The sequence below is a fragment of the Scleromatobacter humisilvae genome (assembly GCF_023231945.1).
Lineage (GTDB): Bacteria > Pseudomonadota > Gammaproteobacteria > Burkholderiales > Burkholderiaceae_C > Scleromatobacter > Scleromatobacter humisilvae.
Genome location: NZ_JAJLJH010000011.1, coordinates 131648 through 145825, shown reverse-complemented (window position 1 = coordinate 145825; position 14178 = coordinate 131648). Strand labels below are relative to the sequence as shown.

Genomic DNA, 14178 nt, shown 5'->3' with positions numbered 1-14178 from the left:
TCGACATGTCGTCATTGCCTGAGTTCGTGAAGATCGTCGACGTCGGCCCGCGCGACGGCTTGCAGAACGAGAAGAACCACGTCCCCGCCGCCGACAAGATCGCGCTGGTCGGCCTGCTGCAGGACGCGGGCCTGCGCGAGATCGAGGTCACCAGCTTCGTCAGCCCGAAGTGGGTGCCGCAGATGGCCGATGCGCTCGAGGTCATGGCCGGCATCACGCGCAAGCCGGGCGTGCGCTACTCGGTGCTCACGCCCAACCTGAAGGGCTGGGAGGCCGCGGTCGCGACGAGGCCGGACGAGATCGTCGTGTTCGGCGCGGCCAGCGAGGCGTTCAGCCAGAAGAACATCAACTGCTCGATCGCGGAGTCGATCGATCGCTTCGCGCCGGTCGTGGCCGCGGCCAAGGCGGCCGGCGTCAAGGTGCGCGCGGCGATCTCGTGCGCGGTGGGCTGTCCGTACGAGGGCGACATCGCCCCGTCTCGCGTCGCGATGGTCGCGAGGATGATGCGCGCGATCGGCGTCGACCACGTCGGCGTGGCCGACACCATCGGCGTGGGCACGCCGCTGAAGGTGCGCGCCGCGATGGAAGCGGCGCTCGAGCACTTCCCGCTCGCCGAGACCAGCGGCCACTTCCACGACACCTACGGCCAGGCGCTCTCGAACATCTACGAGTGCCTGCAGATGGGCATCCACACCTTCGACACCAGCGTGTCGGGCCTCGGCGGCTGCCCTTACGCGAAGGGCGCGACGGGCAACGTCGCGACCGAGGACGTCGTCTACCTGCTGCACGGCCTGGGCATCCGGACGGGCATCGACCTCGACAAGCTCGTCGACGCCGGCGCGTTCATCAGCAAGCAGATCGGCAAGACCAACGGCTCGCGCGCGGCCCGGGCGTTGCTGGCCAAGCGCGCCGATTCGACGGCGGTGTGCGCATGACGCTCGAGGATCGCCCCGAGGGCTTCCAGCGCGTGTCCGCGGAGTTGCAGCGGCTGGGCCATCCGCACACGCCGCAGTTCCTCGACACCGCCGCGCGCACGTCGCAGGAGGCGGCCGACGCACTCGGCGTCGTCGTCGGCCAGATCGCCAAGAGCGTGGTGTTCCGCCGCAAGGCCGACGAGGTCGCGATCCTCGTGGTCGCGTCGGGAGACCGGCGCGTCGACGAGAAGAAAGTGGCGCAGATCGTCGGCGCCATCGGCCGCGCCGACGCCGAGTTCGTCAAGGCGAAGACCGGCTTCACGATCGGCGGCGTGTCGCCGCTCGCGCACGCGACGCCGGTGGTCACGCTGATCGACCGCGAGCTGTTCCGCTTCGATCGCGTGTGGGCCGCGGCGGGGCATCCGCACGGCGTGTTCCCGATGACGCCGGCCGAGCTCGAGCAGCTCACGGGCGCGCCGGTGCACGACGTCGTGCAGGCGCCGGCCGCCTGATGGCCCGCGACCCCGTCATCCGGGACGGCATCGAGCACGCGCCCGACAGCGCGTATTTCGCCGCGCGCCTGGCGGAGATCGGCAATGCGTCGCCGGTGCCGTCGCCTTGCGTCAACATCTGCAAGATCGACCCGTATACCAGCGCGTGCCACGGGTGCCGCCGCACGCTCGACGAGATCGCGGCGTGGAGCGCGCTGCCGGATGCCGACAAGCGCTGGGTCTGGCAGCAGCTGCCCGGACGTGAGCCGCCGGTCTGAGGAGCGATCCATGCAACGCGTCATCTTCGACTTCGACATCATCTCGCCCTACGCCTACCTCGCGTTCGAGCGCCTGCCGTCCGCGCTCGAAGGACTGTCGCACCACGTCGAATACCGGCCGCTGCTGTTCGCCGGCCTGTTGAAGCGCTGGGGCAACACCGCGCCGGTGGACGTGGCACCGAAGAAGGCGTGGCTGTTCCGCCAGTGCGCGTGGATCGCCGAGCGCGAGGGCATCGTGTTCCGGCCGCCGACGCCGCATCCGTTCAACCCGCTCGCGTTGCTGCGCCTGCTCGTGGCCAGCGCGCCGGCGGACGTGCTGCCGAACCGCCATGCGGTCGAACTCGCGTTCCGCCACGTCTGGGCGCGCGACGGCGGCGATGCCAACGATCCCGCGGCGCTCGAGGCCCTCGCCGAGGCCATCGCGCCGGTGCGCGATCCGGCCAGTCCCGAAGTGAAGGCCGAACTGCAGGCGCGCACCGCGCAAGCCGCGGCGGCCGGCGTGTTCGGCGTGCCGAGCTTCCGCCTCGACGACGGCCAGCTGTTCTGGGGCACCGACTCGATGGCGATGCTGGCCGACGCGATGCGCAAGCGGCAGGGCGGCTGACCGCCCCCTCCAGCGGACGCCGCGCGGGGGTTTCCACGCCTCCGGTGTTTACCCTCGCGACCCCGTCGCTTTCCACGATGAGAAACGCGGCGTCCGCGTTATCCCTCGCGTTGTAAGTTTCGAATAAGTCTCGCGTCAGAACTCAGTCAGAGGGCAGTCTCACGATGCGCAACAGGCGCTTCCCGTCGAGGAAGGCGACCGCACATCGACAACAGGAGACATCCCATGGCAACCAGCAACGCGCGCGCGGGCATCACGGGCGACGAACGCATGGTCATCTTTGCGTCCTCGCTCGGCACGGTGTTCGAGTGGTACGACTTCTTCGTGTACGGCACCCTGGCGCCGTTCGTCAACAAGGCCTTCTTCTCGGGCCTGGATCCGACGGCCGGCTACATCGCCACGCTCCTCGTGTTCGCCGCCGGCTTCTTCGTGCGGCCGTTCGGCGCGCTGGTGTTCGGCCGCCTCGGCGACATGATCGGGCGCAAGTACACCTTCCTGGTCACGATCGTGATCATGGGCCTGTCGACCGCCGTCATCGGGGTGATTCCAACGTACGCGCAGATCGGCATCGCGGCGCCGATCGTGCTGATCCTGCTGCGCGTGCTGCAGGGCCTGGCGCTCGGTGGCGAGTACGGCGGCGCGGCGACCTACGTGGCGGAGCATTCGCCGCAGAACAAGCGCGGCGCCTTCACCTCGTGGATCCAGACCACGGCCACGCTGGGCCTGTTCCTGTCGCTGGTCATCATCCTGGCCATCAAGGGCATGGTGACGAAGGAGGCCTTCGAGGACGTCTGGGGCTGGTGGCGCGCGCCGTTCATCCTGTCGATCCTGCTGCTGATCATCAGCGTGTGGATCCGCCTGTCGATGAACGAGTCGCCGGCGTTCAAGCGGATGAAGGAAGAGGGCAAGACCTCCAAGGCGCCGCTGACGGAATCGTTCACGCGCTGGGGCAACCTGAAGTTCGTGCTGCTCGCGCTGTTTGGCCTGACCGCCGGCCAGGGCGTGGTCTGGTACTCGGGCCAGTTCTACGCGCTGATCTTCCTGACCACGACGCTCAAGGTCGATGCCTCCACCGCGCAGTGGATGATCGCTACGGCGCTGGTGCTGGGCACGCCGTTCTTCGTCGTCTTCGGCACGCTGTCGGACAAGATCGGCCGCAAGTGGATCATCCTGGGCGGCATGCTGCTGGCCTGCCTGACCTACTCGATGATCTTCCACGGGCTCGCACGCGCCGGCAACCCGGAGCTGTATGACGCCCAGGAGAAGACGCACATCGTGGTCAAGGCGGATCCGTCCACCTGCGCGTTCCAGGCCAACCCGGTGGCGCGCGAGGCCGACTTCCGCAGCTCGTGCGACATCGCCAAGCGCGCGTTGATCACGGGCTTCTCGGCCAACTACGACAACGAAGCCGCGCCGGCCGGCACGCCCGCCACGGTCACCGTCGGCGACAAGACGATCACGGCGCCCGACGCGCAGCTGGCCGCGGGTCCGGCCTACAAGTTCGACGAGGCCTCGACCAAGGCGATCGCCGCGTTCAAGAAGGACCTGGGCGCCGCGCTGAAGGAGGCCGGCTATCCGAGCAAGGCCAAGCCGATCGAGACCTTCGACAGCCGCTGGATGACCATCGTGGGCCTGCTGTGGATCCTGATGATCTACGTCACCATGGTCTACGGCCCGATCGCGGCCATGCTGGTCGAGCTGTTCCCGACCCGCATCCGCTACACCTCGATGAGCCTGCCGTACCACATCGGCAACGGCTGGTTCGGCGGCCTGCTGCCGTCGTTCTGCTTCGCCATCTCGGTGCAGACCGGCAACATCTACAACGCGCTGCTCTACCCGATCATCGTGGCCGGGGTGAGCCTGGTCATCGGCGCGATCTTCGTGCGCGAGACCAAGGACACGGACATCTACGCCGGCGACTGAGGGGCTTCGAAACTCTCACTGAAATAGGCCCTTGCCGGGCCTATTTTCTTTGGTGAGAGCGAACATTTGTGCGAATTTGCGCGGCCTTGACGCGACATGAACACGACATGACGCGCCAGTGCACAATGGGTCGTCCCAGCCGGCGCCAGACCGGTTCAACGCTTGCGCGGCGCGCTGCCCGCAGGACGCGAGGCGCGGCGCTTGCCCGCGTCCTCCGGTAGGCAGGGCGACCGGCAACGGCCCTGGTGGTGGGGTAGGCATGCCAGAACAGGATCTATTGGACGACGACCTCCGCGCGCTGGACCAGGTGGCGGAGGAACGCGGCGCGGCGGCATTGCCCGCGCTGCAGGCCGCGGTCGAGCGGATGCGCAGCGAAGGCGACCGCGACCGCCTCATGTGGGCGCTGCCGCCGCTGGCGCGCGCCTATGCGCTGCTCGAGAAATTCGAGGAAGGCGAGGCCGCCGCCAACGAGGCGCTGGCGCATTTTCGCGTCAGCGGCTCGGTGCGCGGGCAGGCGTTCGCACTCAACGCGCTGGGCGTGGTCGCGATCCGCCGCGGCGTGCCGTCGCGCGCGCTCGAGGTCGCCGGCGAGGCCGTCGTGCTGGCGCGCGCCGCCGAGGATCCGATCCTGCAGGTGCGCATCGCCAACACGCTGGGCATCGTGCTCAACGACATCGGGCGGCTGTCCGAGGCCGTGCAGATCTTCGAGGAAGGCCTGCGCGCGGCGCGCGGCTTCCAGGCCGAGCCCGTCGTGCTGCGGCTGCGCTCCAACTTGTCGCTCGCGCTCGGTCGCTGGGCGCTGAAGGAGCACGACGACGGCGTCGACGAGTCCGCCTGGCGGCCGCGCGCCGAGCGCGCGATCGAGCTGATGGGGCCCACGCTGCAGGCCTGGCGCGACGAGAAGAAATGGGTCGAGATCAGCAGTGCGCTCGACCACCTGGCCATCTCGCACATCGTGCTGGGCGACCTCGCGGCGGCGCATGCCTCGCTCGACGAGGCCGAGTCGCTGATGGACGCATCGGCGCCGCACTCGATGGTGTTCTTCAGCTGCGCCCGTGCGCGCGCCCACCTGCACGCCAACGAGCCGCAGCTGGCGCTGCAGGCGCTCGAGCGCGGCCGCGTGGCCGCCGACAGCCGCGGCGGCCACATGCACATGCACGAGCTGTATCGCCTGAAGTGCCAGGCCCACGAGGCGCGCGGCGAATTCCAGGAGGCGCTGTCCGCGCACAAGCTGTTCCACGAGATGCGCTCGCGCCTGGTGCTCGATCGGGCGGAGCAGCAGGCCTCCGCGCTGGTGGTCGCGCTCAACACCGAGCGCGCGCTGCGCCAGGTGAGCGAGGAGCGCGACCGCGCCGAGCGCGCGCACCTGGAGGCGCGCCACGACCAGCTGACGGGCCTGGCCAACCGGCGCCGCTTCGACGAGTTCCTGGGCGGCGTGCTGCCGCGCGCCAGCGACGAGCATCCGGTCTCGCTGGTGCTGATCGACCTGGACCATTTCAAGTCCATCAACGACCGCTATCGCCACCTCGCCGGCGACGCCGCACTGCGCTGGGTCGCGACGAAGCTGCAGGCGCAGTGCCGCCAGACCGACCTGCCCGCGCGCCTGGGCGGCGACGAGTTCGCGTTGGTGTTGTCGGCGCCGCTGGCCGTCGCGCACCAGGTCTGCAACCGCCTGCGCGTGGCGGTGGCCGAGCGCGTCACCGACCTGCCCGCCGACATCACGATCCGCCTGAGCGCCGGCATCGCCGAGGCCAGCGCGCCGTGCGACGCGGTGCACCTGTTCAAGCGCGCCGACGAGGCGCTCTACGCCGCCAAGGCCGCGGGCCGCGACGCGGTCCGCAACGATATTTCCGACGCCCGGCACGGGTGAGGAGTCCGCCATGACGACCGATCTGCAGCGCGGCCTGTACGACTCGCCTGCGCCCGAGGACGAGGCGGCCGCGGGCGCCCTGCCGCCGCAGGACATCAGCGTCGAGGTGCTGCTCGAGAAATACGCCAAGGGCGACGAGAAGGACCTGCACGACGTGCGCGCGCGCGTCGCTCTGGCGATCGCGCAGGTGGAGGCGCCCGACCAGCGCGAGGCCTGGGCCGCGCGCTTCCTCGACGCGCTGCAGGGCGGCTTCGTGCCCGCGGGCCGCATCAACTCCGCCGCCGGCACGGAACTCAGCGCCACCTTGATCAACTGCTTCGTGCAGCCAGTGGGCGACTCGATCGCGCAGGCCGAGGACGGCGTGCCCGGCATCTACACGGCGCTCACCGAGGCCGCCGAGACGATGCGCCGCGGCGGCGGCGTCGGCTACGATTTCTCGCGCATCCGCCCGCAAGGCGCGTGGGTGGGCTCGACCCGCAGCCGCGCGTCCGGCCCGGTCAGCTACATGCGCGTGTTCGACCGCAGCTGCGAGACGGTGGAATCCGCCGGCAGCCGACGCGGCGCGCAGATGGCGGTGCTGCGCTGCGACCACCCCGACGTCGAGGCCTTCATCCACGCCAAGGACCAGGGCGACCTCACCAACTTCAACATCTCGGTGGGCGTGACCGACGCGTTCATGCAGGCCGTCGACGACGACGCGGCGTTCGACCTCGTCCACAAGGCCCGGCCCAGCGACGAGCAGATCGCCGAGGGCGCGACGCAGCGCGAGGACGGCCTGTGGGTCTACCGCCGGCCGCGCGCCCGCGCGCTGTGGGAGCAGATCATGCGCTGCACCTACGACCACGCCGAGCCGGGCGTGCTGTTCCTCGACCGCATCAACCAGGACAACAACCTCAGCTACTGCGAGACGATCGCGGCGACGAACCCGTGCGTGACGGCCGACACCTGGGTGCAGACCAGCGAGGGCCCGCGCCAGGTCGCGCAGCTGATCGGCCAGCCCTTCGTGGCGATCGTCGACGGCAAGCCGTATCGAACGGAGTCGGAAGGCTTCTTCGAGTCCGGCGTGAAGCCAGTGCACCTGCTGCGCACGCGCGAAGGCCACACGCTGAAGCTGACGGCGGATCACGAGGTGCGCCGCGCCGGCGCGCAGCGCGACGAGTGGGTCGCGGCGTCGCAGTTGAGGCCGGGCGACGCAATCGTGCTGAACGACCATCGCGCCATCGGCTGGGGCTCCGACATCGATCACGCCGACGGCGTCGCCATCGGCACGGCGATCGTCGAGCTCGCGCGTTCGTCGGGGCAACTGGGCCTCGTGCAGCCGCTGGTGCAGCCGGCCATCGAGGCGCATTCGCTCGCGTGCAGCGCGGGCATCCTGCAGACGATCTTCAGCGTCGACGGCTGGGCCGACGCCTCGGTGCCCAGCATCCACCTCGCGAGCAGCAGCCGTGCCGACCTCGGGACGCTGCAGCGCATGCTGCTGCGGCTGGGCATCGCCAGCACGATCGTCAAGGAGGCGAAGGCCGCGCAGATCGTCGTGGCCAACGGCGACGTGCAGCGCTTCCTGGAGCGCGTGGGCCTCGTGGGCGAGGCGGCATCGGCGGGCCTGGATGCGCTCGTGGCGCGCGCGCGCTCGCTGGCCGCAAGAGGGCGCTTCACCGCGACGTTCGAGTCGCTGGTACCGATGGGCGAGGAGCCGGTCTACGACGTCACCGTCGAGGACGTGCACGCCTTCGACGCCAACGGCTTCCTGGCCAAGAACTGCGGCGAGCAGCCGCTGCCGCCGTACGGCTGCTGCTGCCTCGGCTCGATCGACCTGACGCAGTTCGTGCGCCGCCCGTTCGAAGCCGACGCGAGCTTCGACGGCGAGGCCTTCGCCGCCATGGTGAAGACCGCGACGCGCATGCTCGACAACGTGCTGGACATCACCGTCTGGCCGCTGCCCGCGCAACTGGCGGAGGCGAACGCGAAGCGCCGCGTCGGCCTCGGCTTCACGGGCCTGGGCGATGCGCTGGCCATGCTCAACCTGCGCTACGACACGCCGGCCGCGCGCGACGCCGCGCAGCACATCGCGCGCACGATGCGCGACGCGGCCTACGACGCCTCGGCCGACCTCGCCGTCGAACGCGGCGCGTTCCCGCTGTTCAACGCCGACCTCTATTTGTCGCGCGGCACGTTCGCGTCGCGCCTGCCGCCGGCCCTGAAGGACAAGGTGCGTGCGCAGGGCCTGCGCAACTCGCACCTGTTGTCGATCGCACCCACCGGCACGATCAGCCTGGCCTTCGCCGACAACGCGAGCAACGGCATCGAGCCGCCGTTCTCGTGGTCGTACACGCGCAAGAAGCGCATGCCCGACGGCAGCGCGAAGTCGTATGCGGTCGAGGACCACGCCTGGCGCCTGTATCGCCACCTGAAGGGCGCCGACGCGCCGCTCACCGACGCCTTCGTCACCGCGCTCGAGATGAGCGCGGAGAGCCACGCCGCGATGGTGGCCGTCGTCGCGCCCTACGTCGACACGGCGATCAGCAAGACGGTCAACGTGCCGGCCGACTATCCGTTCGCGGACTTCGAGGGCCTGTACCGCTTCGCGTGGAAGTCGGGCCTGAAGGGCCTGGCCACGTATCGCCCGAACGCGGTGCTGGGCTCGGTGCTCAGCGCGACGCCGGCCGCGCCCGAGCCGCTGCCCAACGCGGCCACCCGCGAGACGCCGCAGCCGCTCGTGGCCGGCACCGACGCGGCGATCAACGTCGCCGACCAGCGCCTCACGCTCGATCGCCCGTCGACAGCGGTGATGAGCTCGCTGCGCTGGCCCGGCCGCCCCGAGATGAACGGCGGCAACCCGGCGTGGACGTACATGATCCGCCACCCGCACGGCGAGTTCGCGCTGTTCGTCGGCGAGATGCCCGCGCAGGCCGGCCCCGGCTTCGGGCTGTTCGCGCAGAACGTGCCGTTCGAGGTCTGGGTCAACGGCGCCGAGCAGCCGCGCGGGCTCGCCGCGCTCGCGAAGACGCTGTCGATGGACATGCGCGTCAACGATCCCGCCTGGCTCAAGCTGAAGCTCGACGTGCTGGCGACGGTGTCGGAGGAGCGCGCCTTCGACATGCCGTTCCCGCCCGCAGGCGAGCGGCGGCTGTTCCCGGGCGTCGTCGCGGCCACGGCCGCGGTGATCCGCTGGCGCTGCGAGCAGCTCGGCGCGCTGGCCGACGGCGGCCCGACGCCCATGCTCGACGCGATGTTCAGCCGCGACGAGCCGCGCACCGGCACCGCGGGCACGTTGGCCTGGGCGGTCGACGTCGACAACCCGGCCACCGGAGAAGCGTTCACGCTGACGATGAAGGAAGTGACGCTGCGCTCGGCCGCGGGCGCCAATGCGCCGGAGGGCGCCGCGCCCACGCGCGTGACGCGCCCGTGCGCGGTGGGTTTCTCCGGAAACTATCCGCGCGCGCTCGACGGCCTGGCGCGCCTGCTGTCGCTGGACATGCGCGTGATCGACCCTGCCTGGATCGGCATGAAGCTGCGCAAGCTGCTCAACGTCGGCGAGCCGCTGGGCCATTTCATGGCGCCGCTGCCCGGCCAGAAGCGCCAGCAGGTGTGGCCGTCGACGATCGCCTACGTCGCGCGCCTGATGATCCACCGCTATGCGATGCTGGGCGTGCTCGACGAGGAGGGCTTCCCGCTCGGCGCGACCGGGCTGCTCGAGGCGCCGGCGCCGCGCGCGATCGGCCAGCTCGCGCCGCAGGCCGGCCGGCCGTGCCCGGAGTGCGGCAACGCGACGATGATCCACAAGGACGGTTGCGACTTCTGCACCTCGTGCGGCTACGTGGGCGCATGCGGATGATCCCCTGCGCCTGGTGCTGCAATTGCCGACTCGCGCGGACGATCGGCAAACCGCACGCTGTCCACGTCGATCTCGACTGATCCACGGCCGAGCGGCCGCGGCCGCCCGGGCTTGAGCAAGCGCACGGGCGTGACGCATCGGCCGCACGCGTCCGCAAGGGAGGCATTCTGGACGCCGTGGACGGCATTCGCGTCACCGGGATGGCCGCTTGCCTGGACGAGCCATGAACATCGACCCTCACTGCTCCCACCGTCGCCTCATGGTGGTCGATGACGACCACGACCTGGTCGACGCGCTGTGCGAGTGGATCGCGCTCAGATCCGATTGGACCGCGGTGGGCGCCTACGGGCCCGAAGACGCCATCGCGCAAGCGGGCGCCGCGCCGCCGGACGCCATCCTCCTGGACATGGAGATGGCGGGCATCGACGGCTTCGATACGGCCAAGCGCCTGGAGTTGGCAGCACGGCCCACCCATCCCGCGCTGCTCGCCTTGACCGGCAACGCGTGGCTGCGCGAAGCCGCGTCGCATGATGCCCGGTTCGCGGCCTCGATCCTGAAGCCCGCGGATCTCGAAGGATTGCTCAGCCTCCTGGACAGGGTGTCCCCCGCGCATTGACACGCGCCACCACCCCGCCGCAGCCTTCGGGTGCGGCGCGACTCACCGAAGAGGCTCCCGATGGGACTTTCAGAGTTCATCACCCGCGACGCGGCCAGGATCATGGCCGAGTTTGAGGCCTTCGCAATGCAGCAGTTGCCGGCCGCGGCCGAGATGGACGTCGAAGCGCTGCGCGACCACGCTCGACAGGTCCTCGAGGCCATCGCGTCGGACATGCGCCAGCCGCAGACCCGGCGCGAGCAGCGGGAGAAGTCGATGGGCCGGGCTCCGCGTGCCGCCGGGACGGATGCGAGTGCGGCCGAGATCCACGGCGAGGCGCGGGCGGCGGCGGGCTTCGACGTGAGCCAGACGGCGGCGGAGTACCGCGCGCTGCGCGCCTCGGTGATCCGCCTCTGGATGGAGAGCAGCCCGACGCTCGGCCGGGAGCAGGTCATCGAGCTCACGCGCTTCAATGAAGCCATGGACGAGGCGTTGGCGGAGAGCATCCTTCAGTTCGCCGGCGAGGCCGCGCGAATGCGAAACCTCTTCCTTGGCGTTCTCAGCCACGAATTGCGCACGCCACTGTCGACCATCATGGCGTCAGGCCAGAGCCTGCTGCTCGCCGCCAGATCCGGCCAGGTGATGCCCGAAGCAGCCGAGCGCACGCTGCGCGGCGCGCGCCGCATACAGAGCCTGCTCGACGACCTGCTCGACTACGTGCGCAGCGGCCTGGGCGAGGGCATGCGCGTGACGCCCGCGCGCGTCGACATGGGCCAGGTCTGCGGCCGGATCGTCGGCGAACTGCGCGCAAGCCATCCTGGGCGGTCCATCGAGACCGAGGCGGTCGGCGACCTCGCCTGCGTGTGCGACGCGCAGAGAGTCGCCCAGGCGATCTCGAACCTGCTGGGCAACGCCTTGAGGCACGGCGCATCGGGCGCCGCCATCCGCGCGCGCGTCGACGGCTCGGCGCCTGACGAAGTCGCAGTGAGCGTGCGCAACGCCGGTCCGCCCATTCCCAAGGCGACGCGCGAAAGCCTGTTCGAGCCCCTGGTGCGCGGCGCGGGTGCCAACAACGCGGGCTACAACCTCGGACTGGGCCTCTACATCGTCCGCGAGATCGCGCTGGCCCACGGCGGGTCGGCAAGCGTGGAGTCGGACGCCGAGTCCGGCACCGTCTTCACCCTGCGAATCCCCCGTGATGCAAGTGCCGCGGCGGCCAGCGCCTTTCCCGGCCTGCGGATGAACTGACCATCGGCGATGCAACCCGGCCCCAAGTCACGCTTTGCGGGGATCTTCGACGGCCATCGAGCCAAACCTTCCCTATGCCGGGATGCTTCGACACACAGGACACGCCATGCGCCACGCCGATGAGATCAGGGTCGCGCCGGGAGCGTCGCCAGTCGACCATTCGCGCCGCGGCGCCGCCCTGATTTGCGAGGCCGGCATGCGAGCCTGGCGGCGTTCGGGCCAGCTGTCGAAGCCGCGTTCTTTCGCCGTCGCATGCGTCGGCGCGGTCGGCTTGTCGCTTGCACTTTGCGGCACGTGGGCCGCCTGGACCGACCTCGGCGAGGCGAGCGTGACTGCGAATTGGCAGCACGCGCGCGCGGTCATCCTTGCAACGAGCATCGAACACGGCTGTGGCGGAGACCCGGGCGCCTACCAGGCCCGCGTGCGGTACCGCTACGAAGTCGCTGGAACCGTCTACATCGGCGAGAACGCATCTTCCGGCGGCACGCCATGCAGTTCCGAGCATGAAGCCCGGGACGAGGCGGCGCGCCATCCCGTGGATTCGAAGACAACCGTGCGCTACGATCCCGTGCGGGTCTCGCAGTCCGCGCTGCGCGTGGCAGAGTCAGCCTGGGCGGGATGGCTCCGCGTCGCGGCGATGGTCGCCCTGATCGGCGTGTGCGGCCTCTGTGCGGGAAGAGGCTTGCACGGCGTCCTGTCGAACACCGGCGCGCATTCCCGTGGCGCTTCTTGAGAAGAAGTCGCGGGCGCCCTGCCTGAAGAGAAAACTTTCACATCTTGGTGCAATCCACATGATCGATCACCTCGGCGTCGTCGTCGGCGACTACGCGAAGAGCCAGGCCTTTTATCGAGAGGCGCTCGCGCCGGTGGGCTATTCGAAGGTCGTCGAGGTGCCGGCCGGCTTCGATGGCGGCGGCGCGACCACCGGCTTCTGCCATGCGGACGGCTCCGACTTCTGGATCGGCACCGGCGACCGCCCCACGCCGCCGCTGCATCTCGCGTTTCGCGCCCCTTCGCGCGCGGCGGTGGACGCCTTCCACGCCGCGGCCGTCGCGGCGGGCGGCCGCGACAACGGCGCGCCGGGCCTGCGCCCGCGCTATCACGCCAACTACTACGCCGCCTACGTGCTCGACCCGGACGGCCGCAACATCGAGGCCGTCTGCCACGACGCGCCCTGAGCCCGGCGCGCTCGCTCAGCGGCCGGCCGACCTCGGCGACGCCTTCTTCCAGCCCGCCGGGTCGTACTCGGCCTGGGGCTGCAGCTTCCAGTCCGGCGGCGGCTCCTTGATGCCCTGGGCCTTGTTCAGCGCGACCTTGCGCGCGACCAGCGTGGCGCACATCTTCAGCCTGTCCATGTCGGCCTGCACGAGCTCCGGACGCGGGGCCGCGCTGAAACAGCACAGCGTGCCGTAGACGCTGCGGTCGGCCAGCACGATGGGCGTGCTCAGGTGCGCGCCGATGCGGAACGGGATCTCGGGCAGCTGGTCCTTGGGCACGGCGCCGAGGTCGCGCACCAGTTCCGGCACGCGGCCCTCGACCACGCGCTGGCAGACGGATTCCTCGAGCGGGCTCGAGTCGCCGGCAATGATCTCGGGCGCGCCCGGCGCCGCGTCGACGTAGCGGAACATGCGCCGGCCGTCGATGAATTCGGAGACGAAGACGACGTCCATCGCCATGCGCTGGCGCATGGCGTGCAGCAGCTGCGAGACCGAATCGTCGAGCAGGGGGTCGCTCGAATCGGCGGTCGCGACGAGCAGTTCGGAGATGGTGACCGACAGCTCGTCGGCACCGAAGGGATCCAGATATTCCATGGCCGCCACTGTACCGAGCCGGCCCGCCGGATGGCCGTGCAGAAGTCTCAGATCAGCGCGGCAATCGTCTTGCCGGCCGCGGACGCGACCATCACGCTTCCGCTGGCGAGCTCGGAGACGGCCTCGCCGGTGGCGTGGGCGCCGACCGCGACGTAGTGGCCCAGCTCGCTCGCGGCCGCCTTCGTCGCCGTGACGACCTCATGCACGCCGTCCTCGACCGCGTCGACCACGCCTTCGCCGACATGCTCGACCGCCGAGGCCGCGGCCTCGATGCCGTGCCACGCGCCGAGCGCGAGATCCTCCGCGCCGCCGGCCACGGCCTCGGCCGCCGACTCCAGCGCGTGCAGGGCCTTGCCGCTGAACGTCACCGTCGCGCTGACGCCGTCGGCGGCGGCTTCGGCCATGCCGGTCAAGGTCGAGCTGGCGCCGTTCCGGCTCTCGATGCGCTCCGACAGTTCGGCGCGGCCGGAGTTGCCGGCCGTGGACGGCGAGGTGGAGCTGAGAGAGGTGATGGACATGGGCGGGATCCTGGAGTCGGCCGGGGACGTGAATCGACCGATGCCTCGATGCTACGAGTCCGCGTCCGCCGCGTCGCCCGGATCAAGCCGT

13 protein-coding genes are annotated in these 14178 nt (G+C 70.3%); 11 read left to right on the top strand and 2 right to left on the bottom strand.

Annotated features, from left to right (window positions below; all coding sequences use genetic code 11):
• Window positions 1-5: 5 nt before the first annotated feature.
• The 11 genes from LPC04_RS25260 to LPC04_RS25210 all read left to right on the top strand — a co-directional run bounded on the left by LPC04_RS25260 (window position 6) and on the right by LPC04_RS25210 (window position 12936).
• On the top strand, window positions 6-935 hold the full coding sequence (locus LPC04_RS25260) for a hydroxymethylglutaryl-CoA lyase (RefSeq protein WP_275685084.1): 930 nt from the start codon (window positions 6-8) through the stop codon (window positions 933-935).
• Entirely contained in the window at window positions 932-1426 is a 495-nt protein-coding gene (locus LPC04_RS25255) for a YbaK/EbsC family protein (protein WP_275685083.1), read from the top strand. The genes LPC04_RS25260 and LPC04_RS25255 overlap by 4 nt, the downstream gene beginning before the upstream one ends.
• The gene (locus LPC04_RS25250; RefSeq protein ID WP_275685082.1) at window positions 1426-1683 is read left to right on the top strand and encodes a DUF1289 domain-containing protein; all 258 of its coding nucleotides are present in this window, start codon (window positions 1426-1428) and stop codon (window positions 1681-1683) included. The genes LPC04_RS25255 and LPC04_RS25250 overlap by 1 nt, the downstream gene beginning before the upstream one ends.
• A 10-nt stretch (window positions 1684-1693) precedes the next feature.
• On the top strand, window positions 1694-2287 hold the full coding sequence (locus tag LPC04_RS25245) for a DsbA family protein (protein ID WP_275685081.1): 594 nt from the start codon (window positions 1694-1696) through the stop codon (window positions 2285-2287).
• A 225-nt stretch (window positions 2288-2512) separates the two neighbouring features.
• Window positions 2513-4210, top strand: a complete 1698-nt coding sequence (locus tag LPC04_RS25240) for an MFS transporter (RefSeq protein WP_275685080.1) — start codon at window positions 2513-2515, stop codon at window positions 4208-4210.
• A 277-nt stretch (window positions 4211-4487) separates the two neighbouring features.
• Window positions 4488-6080: a GGDEF domain-containing protein gene (locus LPC04_RS25235; protein WP_275685079.1), complete on the top strand. Its 1593-nt coding sequence runs from the start codon at window positions 4488-4490 to the stop codon at window positions 6078-6080.
• Window positions 6081-6090: 10 nt separating this feature from the next.
• On the top strand, window positions 6091-9915 hold the full coding sequence (locus LPC04_RS25230; RefSeq protein ID WP_275685078.1) for an LAGLIDADG family homing endonuclease: 3825 nt from the start codon (window positions 6091-6093) through the stop codon (window positions 9913-9915).
• Window positions 9916-10138: 223 nt separating this feature from the next.
• Complete coding sequence (locus LPC04_RS25225; protein ID WP_275685077.1) at window positions 10139-10531, top strand: response regulator; 393 nt, start codon at window positions 10139-10141, stop codon at window positions 10529-10531.
• Window positions 10532-10633: 102 nt separating this feature from the next.
• Window positions 10634-11758 carry a sensor histidine kinase gene (locus LPC04_RS25220; RefSeq protein ID WP_338055479.1) on the top strand — a complete coding sequence of 375 codons (1125 nt, stop codon included), beginning with the start codon at window positions 10634-10636 and terminating at the stop codon, window positions 11756-11758.
• 106 nt (window positions 11759-11864) lie between these two features.
• A complete protein-coding gene (locus LPC04_RS25215) occupies window positions 11865-12491 on the top strand; it encodes a DUF3592 domain-containing protein (RefSeq protein ID WP_275685076.1) in 627 nt (208 codons plus the stop codon).
• 58 nt (window positions 12492-12549) lie between these two features.
• Entirely contained in the window at window positions 12550-12936 is a 387-nt protein-coding gene (locus LPC04_RS25210; protein ID WP_275685075.1) for a VOC family protein, read from the top strand.
• A 15-nt stretch (window positions 12937-12951) separates the two neighbouring features.
• On the opposite strand, the gene LPC04_RS25205 is transcribed toward LPC04_RS25210, so the two are convergent.
• Together LPC04_RS25205 and LPC04_RS25200 are read right to left on the bottom strand one after the other, a co-directional pair.
• Complete coding sequence (locus LPC04_RS25205; protein ID WP_275685074.1) at window positions 12952-13569, bottom strand: GAF domain-containing protein; 618 nt, start codon at window positions 13567-13569, stop codon at window positions 12952-12954.
• 47 nt (window positions 13570-13616) lie between these two features.
• A complete protein-coding gene (locus tag LPC04_RS25200) occupies window positions 13617-14087 on the bottom strand; it encodes a hypothetical protein (protein ID WP_275685073.1) in 471 nt (156 codons plus the stop codon).
• Window positions 14088-14178: the final 91 nt, after the last annotated feature.